The organism is Nocardia sp. NPDC088792, assembly GCF_044750615.1.
GTDB lineage: Bacteria > Actinomycetota > Actinomycetes > Mycobacteriales > Mycobacteriaceae > Nocardia.
This window is the reverse complement of record NZ_JBIVKC010000005.1, coordinates 797,066-822,809: the sequence shown is the minus strand read 5'-3', so window position 1 is coordinate 822,809 and position 25,744 is coordinate 797,066. Positions and strand designations below refer to the sequence as shown.

The following is a 25,744-nucleotide window of genomic DNA, read 5'->3' as shown; positions in this document are numbered from 1 at the left end:
CGCTGCGTCCGTCACAGCCAGGCTCGCGCTCGCGACACCGCTATCGGGGTAGCACCGTACGATACTGCCCACGATCTGGAACAGTAGTGCACTTCTGAGGATCATGGGGCAAGACACGCGGCGCGGAAATCCATTGCTGGACTACCGCGCCGCATACTGTGTCTAATTTAACCCTCCGCTGCGCTGCGGGTTCCTGCTCGTTTCGGGATTACCCGATCTGGCCCACAACCCAGTCGATGCAGCGGGTCAGCTGCGACACATCCTCCGGGTCGATGGCCGGGAACATGCCGATGCGCAACTGGTTACGACCCAGCTTACGGTAAGGCTCGGTGTCCACGATTCCGTTGGCGCGCAGCACCTTCGCGACCTGCGCCGCATCCACCGAATCCGCGAAGTCGATGGTGCCGACCACCTGCGAGCGCAGCGCCGCGTTCTTGACGTACGGCGTCGCGTATTCGCTGGTCTCGGCCCAGTTGTACAGGCGCGACGAGGAATCCGCGGTGCGCTTCACGGCCCAATCGAGACCGCCGTTGCCATTGAGCCATTCGATCTGGTTCTGGAACAGCAGCAGGGTGGCCAGCGCCGGGGTGTTGTAGGTCTGGTCCTTGGTGGAGTTGTCGACCGCGACGGGCAGCGACAGGAACTCCGGAGTCCAGCGACCCGAGTTCTTGATCTCCTCCACCCGCTCCAGGGCCTTCGGGCTCATGAGCGCGATCCACAGGCCACCGTCGGCGGCGAAGCACTTCTGCGGCGCGAAGTAGTACACGTCGGCGTCGGTGATATTCACCGGCAGACCGCCCGCACCCGAGGTGGCGTCGATGGCGACCAGCGCGTGCTCCGAACCCGCGGGACGCGAAACCGGAATGGCCACACCGGTCGAGGTCTCGTTGTGCGCCCAGCCGATGAGGTCCACCGACGGGTCGGAGGTCGGCTCGGGGGCGTCGCCCGGCTCCGACTTCACCACGATCGGGTCGCCGATGAACGGGTTGCCCTTGGCGACCGCGGCGAACTTGGAGGAGAACTCACCGTTGCTCAGGTGTAGCGACTTCTCGCGGATCAGGCCGAAGGCGGCCGCATCCCAGAACGCGGTGGTGCCGCCATTGCCCAGCACGACCTCGTAACCCTCGGGCAGCGAGAACAATTCACGCAGACCGGAGCGCACCTTGGCCACCACATCCTTGACCGGCTTCTGCCGGTGGGAGGTGCCGAACACGGAGGCGCCGGTATCCACGAGGGACTGCAGCTGTTCGGGACGCACCTTGGAGGGTCCGCAGCCGAACCGTCCGTCGGCGGGCTTCAGATCGGCGGGGATGGTCGGGAACGCAGAGGTCATGGCGATAAGGGTAGAGGTGGTATCGCACGCGCACGCGAGTGGGTACAGGCCATAAAACAATCCGACCTCGAGCTTCGACAAACGGCGCGTATTCCTGTGGCACATACCACACAACCACTACGGTTTACCGCCATGGACATGGCGCCGCCCGACCGTCCCGGCACCACCACCCCCGATCCGGAAACCCAGGTGAATCCTGGCCGGCCGCAACGCCTGCCCGAGCCCGCGAACCGGCCGCGGCCGAGCTTGTTCACGCGGCTGTCGTCGCAGTTCGGTTCGCGCGGACTCACTCGGCGCGGTCCGGCCTTGGACGATGCCGCCCGGCGGGAGCTGCTGCTGCACGGTGTGGAGGGCACCGCGACGATCCTCAGCGTCCGCTCCCCCGTGAAAAGGCCGCCCGCCCCGCCTGATTCGACGGTCCCGCCGACAGTGGATATCCGAACCCGCGCGGAGCGCCGGGTCGACGCGCGCCTCGCGGCGGATCGCAGAGCCGAGGAGCGAGCCGCGGATCAACTCGACCGCGGCGACGAATTCTGGGTCCGAATCCAGCTGGAAGGACGACATCCGTACGAAACGCGGGTGCGGCAGCGGGTTTCCGCGGTGGATCGGGAGTGGATGCAACCGGGCGACATCATCGCCTGCCGGGTGGATCCCGGCGATCACGATCGCATGGTGCTGTATCTGCCCGCACCGGAGGAGACCAGCCGCACCAATATCGGGAAGATCCTCAGCGACGGCCGGCGGGCCCGCGCCACCGTCCTGGCCGCCACCCCCGTGGCGGCCGACTACACCGGCCGCGACGATCCGGTACTGCGACTGGATCTGGAATTGCACGCCTGGGACGAGCCGCGGCCGTGGCGCGTCCGCCTGGTGCAGCCGGTGCCGCTGTCCGCCCTCGAACTGGTGGATCTGGGGCGGCATCTGGAGGTCGCGTTCTTCACCGTCGACCACGGCGAATCCGTGGCGGTCGACTGGCTGACCTCCCGCGAACTGTGAATGAGCCCGCGCTCGATCCGGGAATCCCTATGGCAGATGCACGAATTCGAAACCGGCGGACCGCAGGGCCGGGAGGGCATTGAGCATGCCCGGGCCGGTACCGGATTTCGGGCGGTGCATGTGCGCCAGGGAGATGCCGCCGGATTGCGCGGTCGCCATGTTCGACTGCACGGTGGCGGCGGAGGCGGTGGCGCCGTAGTCGGCGTTCACCGAGAAGCCGACCGGCGTCTCGCCCAGGGCCTGCACGATGGCGACGGCCACATCGTCGTAATGCGCGGTGCCCGTGCGGAAGAAGCGCGGGGCTTTTCCGGTGAGCGTGATGATGCGCTGATGGTTGCCCCACACCTCGTCCACGGCCTCCTGCACGGAGCCGGTGCCGTCGATGTCGTAGGCCGGCCGGCCGGTGACCGACAGCGGGCAGTGCTTGGTGCCGTGATTGCCGATCTCGAACAATGGGTTCGCGGCGAGTTGCGCGGCCCGGTTGTTGTTGGCGTCGATCCAGCGCTTGTTCAGGAACAGGGTGGCCGGAATCTGCTGGGCCTGCAGGAAGGCGATCAGATTCTCGTCGATGTCATTGTTGTTCGGGCCGCCGCACGCGTCGAAGGTGATCGCGAACTGCTTTCCGGTGGCATCGAATCCGGTGCGGATGCCGTCCAGGTCCATGCCCCAGCCCTGCGGCTGCCGCCCGGCGAACTTGGCGGCCACCGCGGCCGGGGACGCGGTGGGCGCGGCAGGCGCGGCGGCGGGTGGCGGCACGGCGGTGGTGGCAGCGGCGGGCGTGCCCATCGGCGGCGCGAGAATTCGATCGGCCGAGTTTCCCTTGGCCGTGGCGCATCCGGCGGTCACGAAGCCAGCGGCGATCGCCGCGCCCGCGGCCAGCAGGCGACGTCGGGGCAGTCCCTCTTCGAACACCGGTGCAGGCTATGCGAAATCGATCTCACAAGCCAGGATCGGACTGGCCATTATCTCAATCATCGGCCGTCCCAGCGGGTACGAAACGGCCCGCGGCGAATCTCGCTGCGGGCCGGACGGGTTCGATTACCTGCTGCTCCGAGCCGGCATCACTTGGTGATCAGGTCCCAGCCCGCGACCGTATCGGCCTTGCGCGGGGCCGGGCCGGTGTAGATGGCGGCCGGGCGGACCAGCTTGCCGAGCTTCTTCTGCTCGAGGATGTGCGCACACCAGCCGGCGGTGCGGCCACAGGTGAACATGGCGGGCATCATATGCGCCGGCACCTCGGCGAAGTCGAGGATGACGGCGGCCCAGAACTCGACATTGGTTTCGATGGCGCGATCCGGGCGACGCTCCCGCAGTTCGGCCAGGGCGGCCTGCTCCAGGGCGGCGGCGACCTCGTAGCGCGGGGCATCGAGACGCTTGGCGGTGGCGCGCAGCACGCGGGCGCGCGGGTCCTCGGCGCGGTACACGCGGTGGCCGAAGCCCATCAGCTTTTCCTTGCGGTCCAGGATGCCCTTGACCAGCGCCCGGGCGTCACCGGACTTTTCGACCGCCTCGATCATGGGCAGTACGCGGGCCGGGGCGCCGCCGTGCAGCGGGCCGGACATGGCGCCGATGGCGCCCGACAGCGAGGCGGCCACATCCGCGCCGGTGGAGGCGATGACGCGGGCGGTGAAGGTGGAGGCGTTCATGCCGTGCTCGGCGGCGGACACCCAGTAGGCGTCGATGGCCTCGATGTGCCGCGGGTCCGGGTCACCCTGCCAGCGGGTCATGAACCGCTCGGTAATGGTGGTGCACTCGTCGATCTTCTTCTGCGGCACGGCGGGCTGGTAGATGCCGCGCGCCGACTGGGCGACATAGGACAGTGCCATCACCGAGGCGCGCGCGAGGTTGTCGCGGGCGGTGTCGTCGTCGATATCGAGCAGCGGCTGGTAACCCCAGATGGGGGCCAGCATGGCCAGGCCGGCCTGCACGTCCACGCGCACGTCGCCGGTGTGCACCGGCAGCGGGAAGGGTTCGGCGGGCGGTAGGCCGCGGCCGAATTCGCCGTCCACCAGCAGGGCCCAGACGTCACCGAAGGTGATGTGGTTCGAGACCAGGTCTTGGATGTCGACGCCGCGGTATCGCAGCGCACCACCGTCCTTGTCCGGTTCGGCGATGTCGGTGGTGAAGGCGACTACGCCCTCGAGGCCGGCGACGAAGCCATCGGGGATGGCAGAGCTGGGAACCGCAGCGGCAGTCATGTTGTGACTCTCCTTGCACATCGGGCTACCCGATCCGAGGGCAGCCACGCCGATCTCCTAGACCTTAACTCCCCGATTACTGCGGAGTAACGTCTGGCCCATGCCCGACCAGGAGAAATTCGCCACTCCCGACCTCGACATCGCGGCCATGCGCGTGGAGTACGGCGTGGATCAGGGTGACAATCACCCCGGCATCGAGACCGATCTGGACGAGAGCTGGCTGACCGACGGCTGGGAAGCCTTGCTGCGCAATTGGATCGAACACGCCACCAGCGCGGGGGTCACGGATCCGAACGCGATGGTGCTGGCGACCATCGAGGTCGCGGCGGACGGCCCGCGGCCGACCACGCGAACCGTGTTGTGCAAAGGCCTCTCTCCGGAGGGTGTGACTTTTTACACGAATTACGAATCCTTCAAGGGCCGGCAGCTGACCGAAACGCCGTATGCCTCGGCCACCTTCGTCTGGCCGGCGCTGGGCCGGCAGGTGACGGTGCGCGGTCCGGTGCATCAGGTGCCGCCGGAGACGACCGCGCTGTACTGGCAGTCCCGGCCGCGCGGTTCGCGTTTGGGTGCGTGGGCGTCGAAGCAGTCCCGGCCGATCGCCTCGCGGGAGGCGCTCGACAATCAGCTTGCCGAGGTCGCGGTGCGTTTCGAGGAAGTCGCCGAGATTCCGGTGCCGCCGTTCTGGGGCGGGTTCATGATCCGGCCGGACTATGTGGAGTTCTGGCAGGGACGCCGCAGCCGCATGCACAATCGCATCCGGGTGACGCTGGAGCCGGGAAACACCGATGTCGCGGCGATGAAAATCGAACGCCTGCAACCATGATCGCAAGGGTTTCGGTCGTGGGATGAATCACGTCCAAATGATGGGATGATCGTCCCAAATCGGCTGGCCGGCTCACCTTTTGCGGAGCTAATGTTCTGTCGGTGAAGTTGCTCGCCGATATAACGCCCTTACGGAATCCTGATTACCGCAGACTCTGGACCACCGGCGTAGTCACGGTCATCGGCGCGCAGCTCACCGTCGTCTCGGTACCGAAGCAGCTGTTCGACATCACACACAGCTCCTCTTATGTGGGTCTCGCCGGGCTGTTCGGACTGATCCCGCTCATCGTCTTCGGCCTGTGGGGCGGCGCGCTCGCCGATGCCATGGACCGCCGCAAACTGCTGCTGATCACCTCGGCCGGCACCGGCGTCACCTCCCTGCTCTTCTGGGCGCAGGCCGCGGCGCAGCTGAACAATGCGTGGCTGGTGCTGGTGCTGTTCTCGGTGCAGCAGGCGTTCTTCGCCATGAATCAGCCCGCGCGCAGCGCCATCTACCCGCGCCTGCTGCCCGCCGAGCAACTGCCTGCGGCGAATTCGCTGACCATGACGGTGATGCAGTTCGGCGCCATCGCCGGACCGGTGTCGGCGGGCATGCTGATCCCGGTGACCGGCCTGTCCACGCTGTATCTCCTGGACTCCATCGCACTGCTGGCCACCCTGTGGGCCGTCTGGAAACTGCCGCCCATCCCGCCGCTGGGCGAGACCCGGCGGGCCGGATTGCGCGAGGTCGCCGACGGTTTCATCTATCTGGCCGGGCAGCGAATCCTGCTGGCTTCCTTCGCCGTCGACGTGGTGGCCATGGTGTTCGGCATGTCGCGCGCACTGTTCCCGGAGATCGCGCACGATTCCTTCGGCGATTCCGATGGCGGCGGAACGGCTTTGGGCCTGTTGTTCGCGGCCATGTCAGTAGGCGCGGTGCTGGGCGGCGTGTTCTCCGGCTGGCTGACGCGGATCAGCCGGCAGGGTCTGGCCGTGATGCTGTGCATCGTGCTGTGGGGGGTGAGCATGGTCGGCTTCGGGCTGGCGGTCGGCATGGCGGGACATGCCATGAGCACCACGGTCGCACTGTGGATGGCGCTGGGCTGCTTGGCCTTCGGCGGCGCGGTCGACATGTTCTCGGCGGCGTTGCGCACCACCATGCTGCAGTCGGTGGCCACCGATGACATGCGCGGGCGATTGCAGGGGGTGTTCATCGTCGTCGTGGCGGGTGGACCGCGTATCGGTGATGTTGCGCACGGTTTCGCGGCCGCTGCCGTGGGTACTGCTGCAGCAGCGGCGGGCGGTGGCGCCCTGGTGGTGGTCGGCATGGTGATCGCGGCCGTCGCGTTTCCGGCTTTCGCACGGTATGCGGTGGTACGTGCGCACTCTCGGCTACAGACGGCCTGAGTGCGGTGATGCACATACCACATAACGTCACAGATCCTCACCTGCCGCGAAGGTGACTGTGAGGTAGTGAGAGTGACCCTCGTTAGTCGGTCGTACAGGACAGCGGCTAGCGTTGAGGTAAGCGCACTGAGCGCCGACCGCGTCCGGTGCCTACGGTTTCAAGCCTGAGAGGGATCCTTCCGTGCCCGCTGAGAACATCATCAACGTCGACGACGACGCCAAGCCGGTACTCACCTACCCCGGCGGCGAATACCCGATGACCGTGGCCAAGGCAGTCGAGGGCAATGACGGGATCGACCTGGGCAAGCTGCTCGCCAGCACCGGGTACGTCACCTACGACCCCGGTTTCATGAACACCGCGTCGACCAAGTCGGCCATCACCTACATCGACGGTGAAGCGGGCATCCTGCGCTACCGCGGCTACCCGATCGAGCAGCTGGCCGGTAAGTCGACCTTCATCGAGGTCTCCTACCTGCTCATCTACGGCGAGCTGCCGACCCAGGCCCAGCTCGACGACTTCACCGACCGGATCCGGCGGCACACCCTGCTGCACGAGGATCTGAAGCGGTTCTTCGACGGCTTCCCGCGCAACGCGCACCCGATGCCGGTGCTGTCCTCCGCGGTGAACGCGCTGTCGGCGTACTACCAGGACTCGCTGGACCCGCGCGATCCGGAGCAGGTCGAGCTGTCCACCATCCGCCTGCTGGCGAAGCTGCCGACCATCGCGGCCTACGCCTACAAGAAGTCGGTCGGCCAGCCGTTCCTCTACCCGGACAACTCGCTGTCGCTGGTGGAGAACTTCCTGCGCATGACCTTCGGCTTCCCGGCCGAGCCGTACGAGGTGGACCCGGATGTGGCCGCCGCGCTGGACATGCTGCTGATCCTGCACGCCGATCACGAGCAGAACTGCTCGACCTCGACCGTGCGCCTGGTCGGTTCCTCCGACGCCAACCTGTTCACCTCGGTGTCCGGTGGCATCAACGCGCTGTGGGGCCCGCTGCACGGCGGCGCCAACCAGGCCGTGCTGGAGATGCTGGACGACATCAAGGCCAACGGCGGTGACGTCAAGGAGTTCATCCGCAAGGTCAAGAACAAGGAAGACGGCGTGAAGCTTATGGGCTTCGGGCACCGCGTCTACCGCAACTACGACCCGCGCGCGACGATCGCCAAGCAGCACGCCGACTCCATCCTGAGCAAGCTGGGCGGCGACGACCAGCTCTTCGCCATCGCGAAGGCCCTGGAAGAGGCCGCGCTCACCGATGAGTACTTCATCGAGCGTCGCCTGTACCCGAACGTCGACTTCTACACCGGCGTCATCTACCGGGCCATGGGCTTCCCGACCCGCATGTTCACCGTGTTGTTCGCCATGGGCCGGCTGCCGGGCTGGATCGCGCACTGGCGTGAAATGCACACCGAGCCCCTGAAGATCGGCCGTCCGCGCCAGATCTACACCGGCTACGGCGAGCGCGACTACAACGGCATCACCAGCCGCTAGTCTCCTCCGGACTACAGCCCGCCCGCACCGATCCCGGTGCGGGCGGGCTGTTTTCGTTTCCGGGAGGCCGCGCCGCCGGCCGCCCGGCGCGCCCGCGCTGGGCGGCTGTCACACATCGCGTTCGGGCGGTGTCCTCTTACAAGGTCTTGTTAAGCATCTTGCTGGCGGGGACCGGCATGCTTCTTCTTGTGAGACGGAGGTGATTCCCTGGGGAGGGAACAGATCTCACGACGCCCGATCCGAGGGCTATTGGGGGGCAATCGGATTCCGCGGGCGGCACCTGCCATGGAGGGGACGGCAGGTTCCGCCCGCGGAAATTCGGATGCGCGGGTAATCGGGCCCATGGGACGATTCGGACATGGCAACGACGAATGGCATCACCGTGCGCTCGGCCACCAAGGACGACTTCCCCGCAATCGTCCAGCTCCTGGAAACCTGCTTCGGGATGCGCTACGACCAGGTCGAGCTCGAGCACATCCCCGATCTCTTCCCGGCCGAGCGGGCGTTCGTCGCCGTCGACGGCGATCAGATCGTCGGTCATACCGTGGACCGCACCATGACCTTCACCGTCCCCGGCGAGCACACCGTGCAGGCCTGCGGCGTCTCCGCCGTCTCGGTCGCACCCACCCACCGCCGCCGCGGCATCCTGCGCAGCCTCTACACCGAGTTGCACCGCCGCGTCGAGGACGACGGCCTGCCGCTCACCGTCTTCACCGCCAGCGAGGGCACCATCTACGGCCGCTTCGGCTACGCGCCGAGCCTTGCCGAGAACTGGGTGGAGATCGATCGGCGCCGCGCCGAATTCCGGCCCGGCACACCGGATCCCGGCGGCGTCCGGATCGCCGCACTCGCCGACTCGAAGGATCACCTGCGCGAGGTGTACGACCGCTGGCGCCGACTGGTACCCGGCGGACAGGAACGCCCGGAAGCCAACTGGGAGATGTGGTTCGGCGATCCGGAACGCTACCGCGAGGGCGCGTCCTCACTGTTCGTGCTCACCCATCCGGACGGGTACGTGCTGTACCGCCGCAAATACGAGGAACACAAGTCCACCGCGATCGTCGCGGACTTCCGGGCCGTCACCCCGGAGGCGCATCTCGCGCTGTGGCGGGTGCTGCTGAGCCTGGACCTGCTCACCAAGGTGGAGGCGCCGCTCACCGACGGGGATCCGCTCCCCTACCTGGTCACCGACCCGCGGCTGGTGAAGGTGACCGAGCGCTTCGACACACTGTGGACCCGCGTCATGGACGTGCCCGCGGCACTCACCGCCCGCAGCTACCAGGCGGACCTGGACACGGTGATCTCGGTCGACGACCCGTTCCGGAACGCGGGCGGCACCTTCGCGCTACGCATCCGCGACGGGGTCGCCGAATGCGCGCGCACCGACCGCACGCCCGAGCTGGAACTCGGCCTGGACGTGCTCGGCGGGCTCTACTTCGGCGGGCATCGCGCCCGTACCTTCGCCGCCGCCAATCGGATCCAGGCCAAGGATCCGGCGGTGCTGCGGGCCTTCGATCAGGCCTTCACCACCGACCGCGACGCACAGCTCGGATGGTTCTTCTGACCTGGGGATCAGGGTTCCGGTACCGGGAAAATCAGGGTTTTCCCGGTGGCCGGGAACCGGTCCCGCTGGCAGGGTGGATGGCATGAAACCGATCCAGTTGATTCTGAACGTCCTGTGGCTGGTTCTGGTCGGGATCTGGATGGCCATCGGGTACGTGATCGCGGGACTCATCTGCTGCGTGCTCATCGTGACCATCCCGTGGGGGATCGCCTCGTTCCGCATCGCCAATTACGTGCTGTGGCCGTTCGGCCGTGAGGCCGTGGAGAAGCCGGGGGCGGGTATTCCGTCCATGATCGGCAATGTCATCTGGATCATCGTGGCCGGTTGGTGGCTGGCGCTGGGACACCTGTTCACCAGCATCGCGCTGGCGGTGACGATCATCGGAATCCCGTTCGCCTGGGCCAACTTGAAGCTCATCCCGATCTCGCTGTTCCCGCTGGGCCGCGAAATCGTCGACAGCGACCGGCGTTACGGATACTGAGTTATTCCGATTCGTCGACGATCTGCTTCATGATCGAGACGGCTTCGCCGAGGACCTTCAGCTTGTCGGGTGAGAGGTTCGAGAGCTGGTCGGTCATCCAGGCTTCGCGGGCCTGGTTCTCGTCGAGCACCAGGGCCCGCCCGGCCTCCGACAGCGAGACGATGATCTGCCGCCCGTCGGTCGGGTGCGGGTTGCGTTCCACCAGTTCGAGTTCCGACAGCGAGGCGATCACCCGGGTCATGGACGGCGGTTGCACGCGCTCCTTGGCGGCCAGTGCCCCGGGCGTCATGGCGCCCTCGCGGTTGAGCGTTGCGAGGGCGGAGAGCTGAGTCAGCGAAATCTGGGCATCGGCGCGCCTACCTCGCAGATGTCGCGTCAAGCGCACCACCGCCAGTGAGAGTTCACCAGCAAGCGCGCGTATGTCGGAAGGCGTTGTCACAGAGGCAAACGATACGTGACCGTTCGCGCAGGAGTCGGGTGTTCGGGTGGTCCACACCCACCGGTCTCGACATGCAGGATTCGGTTCCGGCCATCGCACAGCGAACCTACCGGTACGCAGGCGGAACGGACCGGCGCGGCACATCGGGTGCGCGGACCTTCTAGGCTGGAGGGGTGACGCCACCAGTGCCGGAGATCCCGCCGCGCCTCACCGACCCGCGCCCGGTGCTGGCGGTCGGCACCATCGGTTTTCTCATCGCCACCATCGCGGTATTCCTGAACGACAGCTGGGCCACCGCGCGCCCGGTATGTCTGATGGGTCTGGCCGTCGGCGCCTTGGGGTACACCATTTTCGCGATTCAACGTCGCGGCGCCCGGCGCGGCGACAAGGGCGCGCAACTCGGTCTGGAATGAGGGGCACATCCAGGACGCGCGTCCAGACAAGCGGCGGGAAGCGGACTTTCGGAGTGTGCGAATTGACTGCGCGCGCCGCGAGCGCTTAACTCCCTGGAGTGTCCTCCCGATTGAGCGTCGAAGAACGACGGGCCCACCTTATCGAGGCAGCCATCGGCCTTGCCGAAAAAAAGGGCGTGGCAGGAGTTACCACGCGCGATGTTGCACAGGCAGCCGGTGTTTCGCTCGGTGTGGTGCATTACTGTTTCGAAAACAAAGATCAGCTGATGACCGAGCTGGTCAAGGCACTTTCTATGGAATTGCGAGATTCCGTGGATGCCAACGAAGCAGTATGGCAGGACGTCGGAACAGGAAAAGCAGCCCTTCAAAATTTGGTGCGTGCGGGGCTGGAACTCATGTGGCTCAACATCGAAGCCACTCCGGAACGCCAGCTGCTCACCTACGAAACCACCACCTATGCACTGCGTGAAGGCGAACAAACTCCGGCGAAACTCGCAATTGCGCGCGAACAGTACACCTTCAACGACTCGACCGTCGCAGACATCATCGAGCATGCGCGCGAAGCCACCGGCTGCCAGTGGACCGTTCCCGTCGGCACACTGAGCCGTTTCATCCTCGCAACCATCGACGGCATCGTGCTGCGCTGGCTCGTGGACAACGACAGTGGCTCCGTGCGTGAGCAATTGGATGTCCTCGCCGGCATGGTCGCCTCGCACGCCACCGCCTGACCCGAACGCCACCGCCTGACCCGTCGAAAACAAAGCCCGCGCCGGAGATTCCGGCGCGGGCAGAAGTCCTGCGCGTCCGACTCGGCATGCGCCGGATGACAGTCCTGCGTGTGCGGCTCGGTCATGCGCTGGATGACGCAGTGCCGCGGCGCATGTCACCAGCGCCGCGGCTCGCCGCACTCAGCGCTTCGGTGCGCGCACGTGCGTCGCATCGCCTTCCTGCCACCAGGCGACGGCGACCGTGTCCTCGACCGCGCCGGACAGGCGGATCAGCAGTTCATCGTGGATGACCAGTTCGCCTGTGCGGGTGGACAGGTCGAACTGCAGGCGCAGCAGGACCCCGAGCGGATCCGCGATCCAGGTGGTGCGGTGGCCCGCACCCAGCACGTCGGCCGTCACGGCTTCCGAGGCCAGCGGCAGGTCGAGCAGTGTGGCCAGAGAACCCGCGCTCGCGATGTCCCCGACCACCAGGCGGTCCGCCGGCAGCGCCGGGCCGTACCAGGGCTTATCCAGCACGATGGCATCGGCAGCCGGGATCACGGCGCCGGACAGCGCGCGGACCAGGTCCGGCAGCACCAGTTCCTCCACGTCCAGGCGGCCGTCGGCCAGCGCCTCCGCCAGCAGCTGGTAGGTCTGCGAAATCGCCTCCGGAATGGGGGTTTTCGCGGGATCCGCGAGCGCGTCCAGCAGTTCCTCCGCCAGGTGCGCGTTCACCACCTCGGGGTCGGCCAGGATCGCGCGCAGTACCGCCAGGTCCTCGGTGGAGAAGCCGGGGAGTTGCGGCAGCAGGCCCGCGAACAATTCGTCGGCGGGATGCCGCATCAAGCCCAGCGAGATGCCGTCGATATGCGCGTGATGCCGCAGCCACCAGGCGGTATAGCCATTGCGGTCGGACAGCAGCGGGCGGATCACCGGGTCGGACAGCAACAGGCGCAAGGCTTCCGGCCATTCGCCGTCGTCGACCAGATCCAGGTCGCGCACGGCGAGCAGTTCCGGCGGATCCTCCGCCAGGCCCTCCCACCAGGTTTCCTCATCGTCCAGATCGTGATCCGGGCCGGTCGGATCCGTTTCCGCGACCACGGTGAAACCCCAGCCGACGCCGACGGCGCGCAAGGCGTCCGCGCCGAAACGTTCCACCAGGTCCGGGTCCACGGTGGTGAACGGGGCGTCCTCGGCCAGCACCCGGGCCAGCGGGGCGTCCGGCAACAGCAGCTCGTCGGCGGGAGCCGATTCGCCTGCGGCGTCGGGCAACTCAAGCAGGCCCAGCCAGGACGGCAGCACGCCCGGGGCGGCATTGACGTTCGCGGCCAGCGTGAGCACGGCGTCCACCGTGTCCGGATCACCCGGATCGTCGTCGAGCAGCAGGCGCAGGCCGGGATCGTTCAGCAGATCCTCCGGCGTGGCCGGGCGCGCGCCCAGCCGGCCCAGCAGTTCGTGCACGGCCTCCGGATGCGCCAGGCGCGCCCAATGCACCGGGATGGCCTGCTCCAGGCGGTCATCCAGCACCACCGTGCGCGGACCGGTCACCAGCCGGCCGTCGGCCAGCGGGACCGCCAGCGCACCCAGCTCCTCCACCGACAGCGGATCGGTGACGAACGGTTCCAGTGCGTCGTAGAACGAATACCACCACTGCGGTTCGCGTTCCAGGCTGCTCGACAGGTCCGCGATGCGCGCCAACCCGATCCGATGCACGTCCAGTACCGCCAGCGCGTCCGCGCGGCCACGCTCCGACAGTTCCGGAATCACCAGCGGCCCGATCATATCCGCCAGCAGGTCCGCCAATTCGACTGTGGCACCGGTGAATACGCTGGCCCGCCGCGGCGCGGCCGCCGGGCCGCCCAGCACCGGCAGCCATTCACCCGCCTGCAATTCGGCGACCATGGCCTCACGCAACTGCGCATCCGCCTCACTGCGCGCGAAGCCCGGCAGCGGCACCAGTACGAGGCGATCCCGCGGCGGCAGCGCCCGCGCGAAATCCGCGTAGCCCGCGACCAATTCACCGGCCTGCACGCCCGGCAGCAGCCGGCGGCGATCGGGCTGCATCGGAATATCGGCGATCAGCAGGGCGGGCAGCGACAATTCCTCATCGGAGCGGGTGGGAGCCCGCAACACATCGGGATGCGCGGCGACCGGCCGCCCGTCCCGCACCGGCACCAGCCAGCGCGCCCGTCCCGTCCGGAACTGCCACCACACCCGTTCCTCGCCGTCCGGCCCGGAAACGCGGATCTCTTGCAGGCCGGTACCGGCCGCCACCACGGCCGCGCCCCGATCGGCATCGGACAACGGCACGCCGTTGCGCCGATCGGCGATCGATACCGTCTCCGCCGATGTGGGACGCCCGCCGCCCGACAGTGACTCGCTCCATGCCACGAACGGATCGATCTCGTCCGCCACCGGCTCGCTCTCGCCGAGCGGCGCAGCGGATTCCACGGCCCACAGCTCGGATGCCACCGGATCGGCCGGTTTGCCTGCGGGCTGCCAGGAATCCGGTTCCGACGGTGCCCCGGCCGGGAAAACGAGATCGGTGACGGTACTGGTGATCTCGTCGTCGCCGATCCGGATGGATTGCAGGGCAGGCAGTTCCAGCAGCAGGTCCACGGCCTCGGCCCGCATGGCGGCCAGCAGGGCGACGATGTCCACGTCCGCGCGCAGCAGCAGCACGATCTCACTGTCGAAACCCGCCGCGGGCCGTTCCGCGATCGGCCAGGCCAGCCGCAGCGCGGGCGGCACGAAATCGCCTTCCCCGGCCGGAATGTCGATCCCCTGCGCACCCAGCAAGGCCCAGGTCTCCGCGCGCGAGAACCGCAGCGACCCGGTGCCGGACCGGAATTCGATCTCCTCGGCCACGGTGAGCACCGCGGTGAACCCGACGCCGAACCGCCCCACCGAGGCTTCCGCCGTCGTCTTGGCGGAGGCGCGCAGCGCGGTCAGCGAGTGCACGCCCGAAACATCCAGCCCCACCCCCGTATTCGCCACATGCAGCCGCCGCCCGTCCAGCCACACCGCGACCTGCCCCGGCACCTCGGCCTTCGCCGCCGCGTCGGCCGCGTTCTGCGCGAGTTCCGTCAGCAGCCGATCCCGATAGCCGGACCGCACCAGATCCGCCTCGGTGGTGGCGTCCTCCCGCAACCGCGTGGGCGATCCACGCCACGCGGCGATCACCCCTTCCCGCAGCGCAGCCGTCCCGAACGGATCCCCCGCCTCAGCACCCACCACGTAGCCTTCCCCTCTCGACCCACGCACCGACCACCTCGGCACCGCCAGAACCTACCGCCCAACCCCCCGACTCACCCACCCGGAACGACATCACTCCCCGCGGCACGCTGAGCCGAATTCACGGGGACAGTCCACAGACTCGCAACCGCCGGCCACGAATGACCCGACCCGGGCCCGCCGATACCCTCCGGACGGCCGTTTCGATGCGGTCGGGCCGCACGGGCCCGCTGCTCAGTGCGCCTCTGCCGCCCCGGAATCGCCGGGCTTACCGGTGTCGGGCTCGACCCGCACCGCGGTGACGGCCCACGCATCGTCGTATCCGGCATCCGGATCGAAATCGAACAGTGTGACCACGTGGTTGTCCGCGGCGGCCGGCACCGGTGCCGCGGACTCCGCCACCGCCACTTCGGCTTCCACCGCTGCCACCACCGGCGCCGGGGCCGCACCGGCGATCTCCGCGCCCACCGCGGTCACTTCGACCTCGGTTACGGCCACACCGGACTCGGTCGAAGCGGCGGCGGTGTCGCTCTCGGCCTCGGGCGCAGCGCTTTCCACGGCGGGAGCCGGGGTCTCGGTCGTGGCGGTGTTGTCTTCGATGTCGCCGGCCGGCGAATCCGCTTCGGCGGCAACCGGATCCGTGTCGATGGCCCGGGGGCGGAATTCGGCGTCGGGGATGAGGTCGAAGGCGGCGTCGTCGTAGGCCTCGTAGGCGGGGGAACCGCCGCCGGTGGGGACTGCCACGTCGGAGTGGGCGCCGCAGCCGTAGGCGACGTGCACGACGCGGCCGTCGGCGCCCATGGCGTTGGCGCAGACGCCGAAGGCGGCGCGCAGCGAACCGGCGAGGGGGACGTAGAAGCCGCAGAGGCCGCAGGTGGAGGGTGCGGCGCGGGCCATGTCGGTGTCGGGGCCGTATTCGGAGAACCAGCGGTCGGCGGCCTCCTCGCGGCCCTCACGGCTGAGGACCTGGGTGCGGCCGAGGCCGATCTCCAGGGCCACCTCGTCGACGACCGGGTCGCCGGTGGCGAGGTAGCCGGGGACCAGACGGGGATCGTCGATCCGCGGGGCGAGCAGGTCGCCGGGCGCGAGGTCGCCGGGGCGGACGCGCTCCTCCCACGGAATGAAGTCGGGCGCGACCAGCGCGTCCGGGCCGGGCAGCAGGGCGGATTCGCTCACCGTGGCGCGGGTCGCCTCCGGTGGGGCCGCCACCACGACCGCCCACTGCCAGCCGTGATAGCCGGGCAGCGTCGCCTCGAAATGATGGGTGGCCGAGGATTCTTCCTCGGAAGTCACGCCCAGATGTGCGCCGACACCCACCGGCTCCAGGTCCAGGAGCGCACGACGGGCCAGCTGGACCGCCTCCGCCAGGATGGGTCGCACACCGGACTCCGAAACTCCAACCGCGCTCACGCCCTACATTTTGCCGTATGGAGCGCAAACACCGTGCACCGGTAGCGACCGTCCCGCTGATCCTGACCGCCGCGCTGGCCCTGGCCTCGACCGCCGCCGGTTGCGACGCCGCCGACACCACCCCGCGCCTGCGCGCCGAGGTGATCGCGACACGCCCGCACGACACCAACGCCTTCACCGAAGGCCTCGAAATCGACGGCAACACCCTCTACGAGAGCACCGGCCTCTCGGGACAGTCGTTCGTCCGCGCCACCGATCTGGAGACCGGGGCCCAGCTCGCGCGCGTCGATCTCCCCGCGCCCCTGTTCGGCGAGGGCATCACCCGCGCCGGGAACGTGTTGTGGCAGCTCACCTACAAGGACGGCATCGCCTTCGCCCGCGATCCGCGGACCCTCGCCGAAATCCGCCGCACCACCTATCAGGGCGAGGGCTGGGGATTGTGCACGCGCGACAACCGCGTGGTGATGAGCAACGGCAGCAGCACCCTCACCTTCCGCGATCCGCAGACCTTCGCGGTGACCGGCACGGTCGCGCTCACCTCGCACCGGAACACGCAGCTCAACGGATTGGATTGCGCGCCCGACGGTTCCGTCTACGCGAATGCGTGGCCCACGGACGACATCCTGAAGATCGATCCGCGGACCGGTGACGTGCGCGCCGTCATCGATGCCTCCGGCCTGCTCCCGGAATCCGCGCGCACGCCCGGGACGGATGTGCTGAACGGCATCGCGAGCCTGCCGGGTACCGATCACTTCCTCCTCACCGGCAAGAAGTGGCCGACCAGTTACGAAGTCCGTTTCGTCCCCGCGTGAGACAGGACACACGAGGGGTCCATACCCATTCCCGAAGCGAATTCCCAGGGATTTCCGGCTTGTGTGGCACCGCTTACGTGCGGTAGTGGAGCCGGTTCCGGTCGGCACTGCAAGAATTGGGGGGTGACTGCTCCCCGTGACCCTGATGCCGATCGCGGTCGGTGGGGCGACGAGGACTCTCCACTGATCGAACGGCATCCCGGATTCGACCGATATCCCCCGGCCAACCAGGCCGCGCGACGGCCGGGTCCCCGCGGCGACGAGCCGGATCTGCCCGACTTCCTGGCCCGCCGCGCACCCGACCACCCCGCCGAGCCGCATCCCGGCGACCGCCCCACCGAGTCGTACGCGGGCCGGTCGGCCGAGCCGCACGCCGGAACCGGTGCGGAGTCCGGCGCGGCGCGCACCTCGCGCTGGTCGCGCCGCCGCCGCGCGGAAAAGGCGCCGCACGAGCCGAACCAGCCGGCCCGGCCGGAACCGCGCTCGGCCCGGCCGCCGTCGACCCCCGCGGGCCCATCCGAATCCGCCCCGGCGACGCGGCGATTCGAGACCGAGCGACCGACCCGCCCTTTCGAGACCGAACCGCCGGCTCACGGGTCCGATTCCGGACCTCGCACCGGCCGATTCGAATCCGAGCCGCGCACCGGCCGATTCGAGGCGCGCCCGCCGTATCCGCCGGAACCGCAAGCGCGCTCGGGGCCACAGTCACGCTCGGAACCACAGCCGCCCGCCGGGCCGACGCCGCAATCCCCCGCCTCGCGTTTGCGGGGCCACGAATCCGGGCATCCGCCCCCCGCACGACCCGATGCCGCCCGCGGTCAGCAGTCCGGACCGCATCACCCGGAAGACACGCGCCTGCAATCACATTCGGACCATCCCGGCGATGACACGACCACCGCCGGCCTGCACAAACCCCCACGCAAGCTGACCGTCACCCGGGTCGCGGCGCGGCGCAGCATCGAGCTCACCGAACGCGGGTTCGCCACCTTCCAGCGCGCGGCCAAGGCGGACGGCGCGGAGGAATCCGGATTGACGGCCCTGGTCTACGCGACCATGGCCAATTTCGCGACCGATGCCGCGGTGGCGGTCGCCCTGGCCAACACCTTGTTCTTCGCCAGCGCCACAGCCGAATCCAAGACCAAGGTGGCGCTGTACCTGCTGATCACCATTGCCCCGTTCGGCGTGATCGCCCCGGTCATCGGGCCGATGCTGGATCGTTTGCAGCGCGGTCGCCGGCTGGCGCTGGCGGGTTCGTTCGCGCTGCGGGTGCTGATCGCCGGATTGCTGATCTTCAATATCGACAATTGGGCGTTGTATCCGCTGGCCCTGTGCATGCTGATCCTCAGCAAGTCGTTCTCGGTGCTGAAATCGGCGGTCACGCCGCGCGTCCTGCCACCGGGAATCGACCTGGTGCGCACCAATTCCCGGCTCACGGTCTTCGGTCTGGTGGGCGGGACGCTCGGGGCGGGCGCGATCGCGGCGGCCATCGCGTTCGTGGCGCATTCCACGGGTGCGCTGCTGTTCGCGGCCGTTTTGGCCGCGGCGGGTGCGTATCTGAGCCTGAACATCCCGTCCTGGGTGGAGGACACCGAGGGCGAGGTGCCGGCGACGATCGGCTATCACGGCGAGGATTCCCGCACCGAGGTGCTGGAGCCGAGCCAGGCCGAGAAGGTGAAGCCGAGCAAACGCCGGCAGCCGCTGGGCCGTTCGGTGGTGACGGGGTTGTGGGGCAACGGCACCGTCCGCATCTTGACCGGTTTCCTGTTCTTCTACATCCCTTTCGTCATCAAGAGCAGCCCGCATCACGCGACCCAGCAGGTCGCCATGGCGGGCCTGGCGGGCGCGGCCGCGGCCATCGGCAATTTCGCGGGCAATGCCACGGGCGCCCGCATGAAACTCGGCCGCCCGCAGCTGATCGTGTTGACCTGCACCATTTCCTGTGTGGCCGCGGCGGTTGTCGCGGCGGTGCTCGGCAATATGATCGGCGTGGTGGTGGCCGCCCTGGTCGCGTCCTGCACGAGTGCGCTGGCCAAGGTGTCCCTCGATGCCTCCATTCAGGACGACCTGCCACCGGAATCCGTCGCCTCCGGCTTCGGCCGCTCCGAGACCGTGCTGCAGCTGGCGTGGGTGCTGGGTGGCGCCATGGGCGTGCTGCTGCCGACGGAGTGGTGGAAAGGTTTCGCTGTGGTCTCGGCGGTCATGGCGCTCGGTCTGACCCAAACCGTGGTCAGCTACCGTGGTCATTCGCTGCTGCCCGGTTTGGGCGGCAACCGACCTCAGCATGCGAAACAGGAGATCCACGCGCACGGCGCGGGAGAACCCACCCAGTGACGGACAGGAACCAGGACCGGTGAGCACACCCAAAGGCCGCACGATCATCGCTCTGTTAGTGGCATTGCTCGTGGTGGCCGTCGCGTACTTCGCCGGGATCGCGGTGCTCGCGCACAATGCGAAGAAGCCGGAGCCGACGCTGACCGCGTACTCGCACGGCAAGTCGGTGACGGTGCAGCCGTACATGTACTGCACGGTGTCGATCGAGGGCAGGCAGCTGCAGCTGAACAACTGCGACAAGAGTCAGTCGGTATCGGATCTCGATGTGCCGCCGGGGTCTCCGCTGCAGATCTCGCTGCCGAGCCAGGTGGTGGACGCGCCGTGGGAGATGCTGCTGCTCTATTCGGTGGACGGCAAGCCCGCGCAGCGCATGGCGACGCATCGTGATTACGCGGCCGGCGCCCGCGCCATCACCATTCCCACGCCGAAGGATCCGCGCCTGAAGCTGGCCACCATCGAGATCCACCTGCCGATCCCGGCGCGGGACGCGGAGGGCAACGAGGGCTTCATCTCCAGCGGCATCTGGGCCATCCGTACCCCGGCGTTCCAGGAGCTGGCCCCGAGTCTGGGCTGACGGCAACCGCTTTCACAGCGGAAAGGGCCCCGATGAGCAATTGCTCGCCGGGGCCCTTTCCGTTGCTTCGGTTTTCGCGATCTAGTGGTCGAGCTCCCGCGCGACGCCACGCACCACTTCGGCGATGCGCTGGGCCATCTTGCGGTCCGGGTATTTGCCGCGCCGCAGATCCGGCTGCACCTTGGTTTCGAGGAGCGTGATCATGTCCTCGATGAGGCCGTGCAGTTCGTCGGGCTCCTTGCGCTGGACCGGGGCGTCGGTGCGGGGGCCGCGGCCGCCGCGCTCGCTCCGATCGCTGCGTTCGTTACGCAGAGAAGGGGTTTCGAGCAGTTTGAGGCTCAGGGCCTGCGGGCCGCGGCGGCCGGCCGCCATGCCGAATTCGACGCGCTGGCCCGGCTTGAGGGCCTCGATACCTTCGGGCAGCGCCGACGATCGAACATAGACGTCCTCGCCCTCATCCTGAGACAGGAAGCCGAAGCCCTTTTCGACGTCGTACCACTTAACCCTGCCGGTCGGCACTGCGCTCACCCGTTCGTCATTCGATGCCCGGGCGTGCCGGGCACAGTCGTGGTTGACGGACCAATCGTCCGCAACCTTTCCTTTTGCGAAAAGAACGCGCCCCACACAGCTATGCAGGACGCGATAGAACATCGAGTCTACCCCGGTGTGAATAGGCGAAGCACATCAGTTTTACGGTTCAGAGGTGTCGGACACTTCTGCCAAGCAGGCTCCCCGCAGCTCCGGGAGTCGGCTGCTGTACTTCGCCATGGGACTGTTCGCGATCGGATTGCTGGCGATCGTGGCCATCTTCGGCATAGGGCTCTTGACGGATTCGAAGCCGGGTTTGTGGTTGTACGTGGTCTCGATGACCGCGACGCCGCTCGGCTTCCTGCTGTCGGTCTTCATCGCGCTCTGGCAGGGCCGCCGCGCTCGCTGATCGCGGTAGGGCTTGCGCAAGGTGATCGTGATGTGCTGCAACACGCGCGTTGCCCACTCTGTTACCCAGCTATGCATGTGATCTTAGTCACATAACAGGATGGTCACGGAGCGGTGACAGACCCCTATCGGCCGGGACTCGCCGTGACCACCTGCAAAGACGGGAAGCGGAACCCCTTGCGCCGGTTCGTGACCCGGACAGACACGGCGGTTACCAAATGGTGATTTTTCGCGGGAGTCGTCGTAATGTCTCTCACCAGCCGGGTCAGCCCGGCGCCACCGGCCCGCCGCACCACACTTCGCCCCGCGGGTACGGACCCCCAACTGGAACGAGGGGCGAAGGCGAGGAACAGCGCACATCCAGTGCGCCGGGCCGGACGACACCTCTCAGTTCGACCCCGGTAGTCGGCCTCGCAGGCGCGTACGAGAGGAAACGACCCGAAAATGAGTGGACGCCATCGCAAGCCGAGTAACACCGGCCGCACCGTCGCCAAGGTTGCCCTGACGGGTATCGCCCTGGGCGGCGCAGGAGTGGCCATGGCAGGCAATGCCAGCGCGGCACCCGACTCCGACTGGGATCGCCTCGCACAGTGCGAAGCCGGCGGCAACTGGGGCATCAACACCGGTAACGGATTCCAGGGTGGACTGCAGTTCTCGCCCAGCACCTGGACCGCGGCCGGCGGCGGCGAGTACGCCCCCACCGCCAACCAGGCAACCCGCGAACAGCAGATCGCCGTCGCCGAGAAGGTGCTCGCGACGCAGGGCTGGGGCGCTTGGCCCTCCTGCTCCTCGCATCTCGGCCTCTCCAGCGGTCCGAGCCAGCGCGACCTCCCCGCCACCGCGGACACCCACTGGGCACCCGGTGCTCAGGAGTCGGCGGGCCCGAATGCCGGCAACCCCGGGAACGACAGCACCAAGGATGTCTTCCAGGCCGTCGACCGCGCCGTGCAGGTGGCGCAGCAGCAGGGCATCAACATCCCGCAGCCCGCACTCGATTTCCTCAACGCGCAGAAGGCCAGTGGCGTCAAGCTGGACCCCGCGATCACCAACTTCTTCGAAGCGAACAAGAACCTCCTGCCGCAGTAGGGCAGGACGACATTCGCCGCACGCAAACGCCCCGCATCAATGGAGATGCGGGGCGTTTCGTGATTCCCAGGGCCGCTTGCGGACCGGAGACGGTGCGCTGCCCGTCGACGGACGCTGTTTCCCGGCGGAAGACCGTGCGCCGAGCAAACTTCCGGGTGCCGGAGCAGGCAGGCTCCGGGTGCTCATGCCAGAATGGGCGGCGTGGTGAACAAATCGAAGAAACCCTACGTCGACAACGGCTGGCCGAGCACGGAGAACGGCGATCACGCCGTCACCGAGCTCTCCTCGACCCGCTCCGGTGGCCTGTCCCCGTACGGTGAGGACACCGAGTTCCCGCTGCCGGTCGATCAGCTGCCCTACGTGCACCCGCACACGGTCATCAACCGCTGAGACGGCCACCAACCGACAACAATGCGGTCGACGGCGCGGCTCGTTTCCGAGCGGCCGCCGCACAATGGACGAATGTCATCGCGGCGGCCGCTGAACCGCGTCCCGTATACCGTTCCCGCCGGGCCTTCGGCCCGGCTCTCTGTGTTTCCTGCCTGGATCGGGTGAAGTGACCGATACCGCCACCTCCGCCGGAACCGGCGACGCCGCCGCCGGTGCGGCCGGCCCCGCGCTGGCCGAATGGCTGGCCGCGCGCAGCGACCCGGAACTGGTGACGCTGCTCGAGCTGCGGCCCGATCTGGCCGTCCCGCTGCCCGCCTCGATGGCGATCCTGGCCGCCCGCACCGAGCAGCGCGCCTCCGTGCTGCGCGCCACGGACGAACTCGACACCCTCGATTTCGCGGTGATGGAAACCCTTGTGGTGCAAGGCGCCGCCGACGGCCGCCGCGCCGAGCCGGTGCCGGTGACCCGTGTGCGCAAACTGCTGCGGGACCGCGTGCCCGCCGCCACCGTCGACGCGGCCCTGGCGAAGCTGCGCGCCCGCGCCATCGTCTGGGGTCCGAACACCGCCCTGCGGCTCACCACGGCCGCCCAGGAGGCGCTGCCGTGGCCGCTGGGCAGCACCACGGAACTGCCGGACGCGCTCGCCGAACCCGAAATCGTCGCGGCCCTGGCCGATTCGACGCCGCAGGAGCGCGGCCTGCTGGAGAAGCTGGCCACCACCGGCCCGCGCGGCCGCACCCGCGATGCCGCGCCCGGCACACCGGAGGACCGGCCCGTGCAGCGACTGCTGGCGCGCCGGCTGCTCAACTGGATCGACGAGGAGACGGTGGAGCTGCCGGTCTCGGTCGGTCAGGTCTTGCGCGGCGAACCCGTCACCGATCCGCAGGCGCTGACGCCCCCGCGTCCGGAACCGATCAAGCATTCGCCCGCCGATGTGAACGCGGCCGCCGCGGGCGAGGTGGGGGAACTGCTGCGGCACGGTACGTCCATCCTGGACGCGCTGGGCCAGAATCCGGCGCCCGCACTGCGTTCGGGTGGCCTGGGCGTGCGCGAGCTGCGCCGGGTCGCCAAGCAGACCGGCATCGACGAGGCCCGCCTCGGCCTGCTCGCCGAAATCCTCGCCGCCGCACGGCTACTCGACAAGGGCACCCCGGAACCGCCGCCGGATCCGGACAGCACGGACGACTATTGGGCGCCCACCACGACCACCGACGCCTGGCTGGCCGTGGTGCCGCCGCGCCGCTGGGTGGTGCTGGCGCAGGCGTGGCTGGAATTGGATCGCTTCCCGTGGATGATCGGCCTGCGCGACGCCAATGACAAACCGCTGGCGGCGCTGTCGGCCGAACTGCGGAATGTGCACGCGGTCCGCGACCGCCACACCATCCTGCGGGCACTCGCCGAATATCCTTCCGGCACCGAGGTTTCCGCCGCGGATCTGGGCCGGGTGCTGGCGTGGCGGCAGCCGCGCTGGCGGCGGCACTATCGGCTGGAGGCGGTGGAACGCACCCTGGCCGAGGCGCAGGCGCTGGGCCTGGTGGCGCGGGGCGCGGTCACCTCGGCGGGACGCGCACTGCTGCACGGCAGTCCGGAGGACGCCGAATCGGAGATGAACAGCGCGCTGCCGGATCCGGTGGATCACGTGCTGGTGCAGGCGGATCTGACCGTCATCGCGCCCGGCCCGCTGACACCGGAGCTGCAGGATCGGGTATCGCTGGTCGCGGATGTCGAATCCGCGGGCGCCGCAACGGTGTACCGCATCAGCGATACCTCGGTGCGCCGCGCGCTGGACGCGGGCGCGACCGCGGCGGAGCTGCACAATCTGTTCACCACGCATTCGCGCACGCCGGTGCCGCAGTCGCTGACCTATCTGATCGACGATGTGGCCCGCCGGCACGGCCGGTTGCGGGCGGGCATGGCGCAATCCTTCGTGCGCAGTGAGGATCCGGCCCTGCTGGCGGAGGTGCTGGCCGCGCCGGTGGCCGGGGCATTGGCCCTGCGGGCGGTGGCGCCGACGGTGGCGATCTCCCAGGCTCCGCTCGGCGAGGTGCTGGAGCACCTGCGGGCGGCGGGTTTCAGTCCGGCGGGCGAGGATTCCTCGGGCGTGATCGTGGATCTGCGGCCGCGGGGCGCGCGGATCTCGGCCCGGCAGCAGCAGCGGCCGAACTGGCGGCCGAATCCGCCCAGTACGGAACAGCTTCGGTCACTGGTGGCGGAGCTGCGGGCGAGTGAGCGTGCGGCGCATGCCCGTCCGGGGCAGGCCGTCCGTTCGGACGGTTCCCGGACCAGCACGGCCGCGACCTTGAATCTGCTGCAACTGGCCGCGCGGACCCGGCGTCCGGTGCACATCGGCTACGTGGATGCTTCAGGCGTGGCGTCGCAGCGGGTGGTGGAGCCGTTGAAGGTCGGCGGTGGCCAATTGGATGCGCTCGACCCCGTGACCGGCGCGGTCCGGCACTTCACTCTGCACCGGATCGCGTCGGTCGCGTTGGTCGAATAGCGCGGGTCTAGCTTTTCGGGCTGCCGAGGCAGAAGGTGGTCTTCGGATCCGGTACGACGCGGAATCCGACAGCGGTGCCCGCATCGCACTGGAATTCGTCGGCCACCCCGTCGATGCGCTTGGTGACTTTGAAGGACGCTTCAGGGGCGGCGCAGTCCACGAACTTGTAGCCGGTGTTCTGGCTCTCGTTGTAGCAGGCGCCTTCCTTGAAGTTCGGTGTCAGGCAGAGGAATGCCGTGGTCCCGCCATTGAGGGTTTCCTCGTAGGAGGTCTGCTCTTCCTTGCAGTCGGTCTTCTGGTCGTAGACCGCCGCGACCTTGTAGACCGCCTTCTGGTCACCGCAGTCGATGGGCGCGGTCTTGGAGTCCGTGGCCGAGCCGGCGATGACGTTGATGCAATCCCCGACCTTGGCCTTGGCGGTATCGGACTTACTGGCGTCCTTCAGCATCGAACAGCCGGATACGGCCAATACGGCCACGGCCACCGCCACGAGGGCGAGTACGAGGCGCACAATATGCCTCGTTCCTGCGAGCTTCACTAGCGAAAACCTTTCTCACCGAACAGTTCACGGCTTGTGAACGGCGTGAGAATACCTGTGACCTGCTGGGGACCGCATCAGTAGATGGTCGTATTCGGT

22 protein-coding genes and 1 pseudogene are annotated in these 25,744 nt (G+C 68.2%); 15 read left to right on the top strand and 8 right to left on the bottom strand.

Features of this window, described 5'->3' with window-relative positions; genetic code table 11:
* Nucleotides 1-208: 208 nt before the first annotated feature.
* Complete coding sequence (serC, locus tag ACIP5Y_RS36055; RefSeq protein WP_400356849.1) at nt 209-1,333, bottom strand: phosphoserine transaminase; 1,125 nt, start codon at nt 1,331-1,333, stop codon at nt 209-211.
* Between the two features lie 132 nt (nt 1,334-1,465).
* Here serC and ACIP5Y_RS36050 point away from each other — a divergent pair, with 132 nt between their 5' ends.
* Nucleotides 1,466-2,329 carry a hypothetical protein gene (locus tag ACIP5Y_RS36050; protein ID WP_400356848.1) on the top strand — a complete coding sequence of 288 codons (864 nt, stop codon included), beginning with the start codon at nt 1,466-1,468 and terminating at the stop codon, nt 2,327-2,329.
* A gap of 27 nt (nt 2,330-2,356) precedes the next feature.
* On the opposite strand, the gene ACIP5Y_RS36045 is transcribed toward ACIP5Y_RS36050, so the two are convergent.
* Nucleotides 2,357-3,241 carry a polysaccharide deacetylase family protein gene (locus ACIP5Y_RS36045; protein WP_400356847.1) on the bottom strand — a complete coding sequence of 295 codons (885 nt, stop codon included), beginning with the start codon at nt 3,239-3,241 and terminating at the stop codon, nt 2,357-2,359.
* Nucleotides 3,242-3,390: 149 nt separating this feature from the next.
* The gene (locus tag ACIP5Y_RS36040; protein ID WP_400356846.1) at nt 3,391-4,527 is read right to left on the bottom strand and encodes a citrate synthase 2; all 1,137 of its coding nucleotides are present in this window, start codon (nt 4,525-4,527) and stop codon (nt 3,391-3,393) included.
* A gap of 100 nt (nt 4,528-4,627) precedes the next feature.
* On the opposite strand from ACIP5Y_RS36040, the gene pdxH reads away from it, so the two are divergent.
* The 5 genes from pdxH (at nt 4,628) to ACIP5Y_RS36015 (ending at nt 10,278) form a co-directional block, all read left to right on the top strand.
* On the top strand, nt 4,628-5,353 hold the full coding sequence (gene pdxH / locus ACIP5Y_RS36035) for a pyridoxamine 5'-phosphate oxidase (RefSeq protein WP_400356845.1): 726 nt from the start codon (nt 4,628-4,630) through the stop codon (nt 5,351-5,353).
* A gap of 101 nt (nt 5,354-5,454) precedes the next feature.
* Entirely contained in the window at nt 5,455-6,738 is a 1,284-nt protein-coding gene (locus ACIP5Y_RS36030) for an MFS transporter (RefSeq protein WP_400356844.1), read from the top strand.
* Between the two features lie 181 nt (nt 6,739-6,919).
* The gene (locus ACIP5Y_RS36025) at nt 6,920-8,233 is read left to right on the top strand and encodes a citrate synthase (RefSeq protein WP_400356843.1); all 1,314 of its coding nucleotides are present in this window, start codon (nt 6,920-6,922) and stop codon (nt 8,231-8,233) included.
* Between the two features lie 358 nt (nt 8,234-8,591).
* On the top strand, nt 8,592-9,797 hold the full coding sequence (locus ACIP5Y_RS36020) for a GNAT family N-acetyltransferase (protein ID WP_400356842.1): 1,206 nt from the start codon (nt 8,592-8,594) through the stop codon (nt 9,795-9,797).
* Between the two features lie 91 nt (nt 9,798-9,888).
* Complete coding sequence (locus ACIP5Y_RS36015) at nt 9,889-10,278, top strand: YccF domain-containing protein (RefSeq protein ID WP_400356961.1); 390 nt, start codon at nt 9,889-9,891, stop codon at nt 10,276-10,278.
* A 1-nt stretch (nt 10,279) separates the two neighbouring features.
* Here ACIP5Y_RS36015 and ACIP5Y_RS36010 read toward each other — a convergent pair whose 3' ends face one another.
* On the bottom strand, nt 10,280-10,717 hold the full coding sequence (locus tag ACIP5Y_RS36010) for a MarR family winged helix-turn-helix transcriptional regulator (protein ID WP_400356841.1): 438 nt from the start codon (nt 10,715-10,717) through the stop codon (nt 10,280-10,282).
* 173 nt (nt 10,718-10,890) lie between these two features.
* On the opposite strand from ACIP5Y_RS36010, the gene ACIP5Y_RS36005 reads away from it, so the two are divergent.
* Both ACIP5Y_RS36005 and ACIP5Y_RS36000 read left to right on the top strand, forming a co-directional pair.
* Nucleotides 10,891-11,130, top strand: coding sequence for a DUF2530 domain-containing protein (locus ACIP5Y_RS36005; protein WP_397006083.1), 240 nt, complete (start codon nt 10,891-10,893; stop codon nt 11,128-11,130).
* A 110-nt stretch (nt 11,131-11,240) separates the two neighbouring features.
* Nucleotides 11,241-11,858 carry a TetR/AcrR family transcriptional regulator gene (locus tag ACIP5Y_RS36000; protein ID WP_400356840.1) on the top strand — a complete coding sequence of 206 codons (618 nt, stop codon included), beginning with the start codon at nt 11,241-11,243 and terminating at the stop codon, nt 11,856-11,858.
* Nucleotides 11,859-12,038: 180 nt separating this feature from the next.
* On the opposite strand, the gene ACIP5Y_RS35995 is transcribed toward ACIP5Y_RS36000, so the two are convergent.
* Both ACIP5Y_RS35995 and ACIP5Y_RS35990 read right to left on the bottom strand, forming a co-directional pair.
* On the bottom strand, nt 12,039-15,074 hold the full coding sequence (locus ACIP5Y_RS35995; RefSeq protein WP_400356839.1) for a sacsin N-terminal ATP-binding-like domain-containing protein: 3,036 nt from the start codon (nt 15,072-15,074) through the stop codon (nt 12,039-12,041).
* A gap of 231 nt (nt 15,075-15,305) precedes the next feature.
* Nucleotides 15,306-16,481: a DUF3027 domain-containing protein gene (locus ACIP5Y_RS35990; RefSeq protein WP_400356838.1), complete on the bottom strand. Its 1,176-nt coding sequence runs from the start codon at nt 16,479-16,481 to the stop codon at nt 15,306-15,308.
* Between the two features lie 17 nt (nt 16,482-16,498).
* Here ACIP5Y_RS35990 and ACIP5Y_RS35985 point away from each other — a divergent pair, with 17 nt between their 5' ends.
* The 3 genes and pseudogenes from ACIP5Y_RS35985 (at nt 16,499) to ACIP5Y_RS35975 (ending at nt 20,198) form a co-directional block, all read left to right on the top strand.
* Complete coding sequence (locus tag ACIP5Y_RS35985; RefSeq protein WP_400356837.1) at nt 16,499-17,293, top strand: glutaminyl-peptide cyclotransferase; 795 nt, start codon at nt 16,499-16,501, stop codon at nt 17,291-17,293.
* 660 nt (nt 17,294-17,953) lie between these two features.
* Nucleotides 17,954-19,624: pseudogene (locus ACIP5Y_RS35980) on the top strand (MFS transporter); the annotation flags it as partial.
* A gap of 19 nt (nt 19,625-19,643) precedes the next feature.
* Complete coding sequence (locus ACIP5Y_RS35975) at nt 19,644-20,198, top strand: DUF2771 domain-containing protein (protein ID WP_400356836.1); 555 nt, start codon at nt 19,644-19,646, stop codon at nt 20,196-20,198.
* A gap of 81 nt (nt 20,199-20,279) precedes the next feature.
* Here ACIP5Y_RS35975 and ACIP5Y_RS35970 read toward each other — a convergent pair whose 3' ends face one another.
* Nucleotides 20,280-20,717 (bottom strand): cold-shock protein, encoded by a 438-nt coding sequence (locus ACIP5Y_RS35970; RefSeq protein ID WP_400356960.1) that lies wholly within the window; start codon nt 20,715-20,717, stop codon nt 20,280-20,282.
* A gap of 184 nt (nt 20,718-20,901) precedes the next feature.
* On the opposite strand from ACIP5Y_RS35970, the gene ACIP5Y_RS35965 reads away from it, so the two are divergent.
* The 4 genes from ACIP5Y_RS35965 to ACIP5Y_RS35950 all read left to right on the top strand — a co-directional run bounded on the left by ACIP5Y_RS35965 (nt 20,902) and on the right by ACIP5Y_RS35950 (nt 25,107).
* Nucleotides 20,902-21,135, top strand: coding sequence for a hypothetical protein (locus tag ACIP5Y_RS35965; RefSeq protein WP_400356835.1), 234 nt, complete (start codon nt 20,902-20,904; stop codon nt 21,133-21,135).
* Nucleotides 21,136-21,578: 443 nt separating this feature from the next.
* The gene (locus ACIP5Y_RS35960; RefSeq protein WP_400356834.1) at nt 21,579-22,220 is read left to right on the top strand and encodes a transglycosylase family protein; all 642 of its coding nucleotides are present in this window, start codon (nt 21,579-21,581) and stop codon (nt 22,218-22,220) included.
* Between the two features lie 201 nt (nt 22,221-22,421).
* Complete coding sequence (locus tag ACIP5Y_RS35955) at nt 22,422-22,610, top strand: hypothetical protein (protein WP_400356833.1); 189 nt, start codon at nt 22,422-22,424, stop codon at nt 22,608-22,610.
* A gap of 166 nt (nt 22,611-22,776) precedes the next feature.
* Nucleotides 22,777-25,107: a helicase-associated domain-containing protein gene (locus tag ACIP5Y_RS35950; protein WP_400356832.1), complete on the top strand. Its 2,331-nt coding sequence runs from the start codon at nt 22,777-22,779 to the stop codon at nt 25,105-25,107.
* Between the two features lie 7 nt (nt 25,108-25,114).
* Here ACIP5Y_RS35950 and ACIP5Y_RS35945 read toward each other — a convergent pair whose 3' ends face one another.
* Nucleotides 25,115-25,645: a hypothetical protein gene (locus ACIP5Y_RS35945; RefSeq protein WP_400356831.1), complete on the bottom strand. Its 531-nt coding sequence runs from the start codon at nt 25,643-25,645 to the stop codon at nt 25,115-25,117.
* Between the last annotated feature and the right edge of the window lie 99 nt (nt 25,646-25,744).

Bases quoted from the DNA above. Each gene is read 5' to 3' on its own strand.
- serC (WP_400356849.1), bottom strand. From the start codon at position 1,333: ATGACCTCTGCGTTCCCGACCATCCCCGCCGATCTGAAGCCCGCCGAC.
- ACIP5Y_RS35960 (WP_400356834.1), top strand. From the start codon at position 21,579: ATGAGTGGACGCCATCGCAAGCCGAGTAACACCGGCCGCACCGTCGCC.
- ACIP5Y_RS36050 (WP_400356848.1), top strand. From the start codon at position 1,466: ATGGACATGGCGCCGCCCGACCGTCCCGGCACCACCACCCCCGATCCG.
- ACIP5Y_RS35985 (WP_400356837.1), top strand. From the start codon at position 16,499: ATGGAGCGCAAACACCGTGCACCGGTAGCGACCGTCCCGCTGATCCTG.
- ACIP5Y_RS36020 (WP_400356842.1), top strand. From the start codon at position 8,592: ATGGCAACGACGAATGGCATCACCGTGCGCTCGGCCACCAAGGACGAC.
- ACIP5Y_RS36040 (WP_400356846.1), bottom strand. From the start codon at position 4,527: ATGACTGCCGCTGCGGTTCCCAGCTCTGCCATCCCCGATGGCTTCGTC.
- pdxH (WP_400356845.1), top strand. From the start codon at position 4,628: ATGCCCGACCAGGAGAAATTCGCCACTCCCGACCTCGACATCGCGGCC.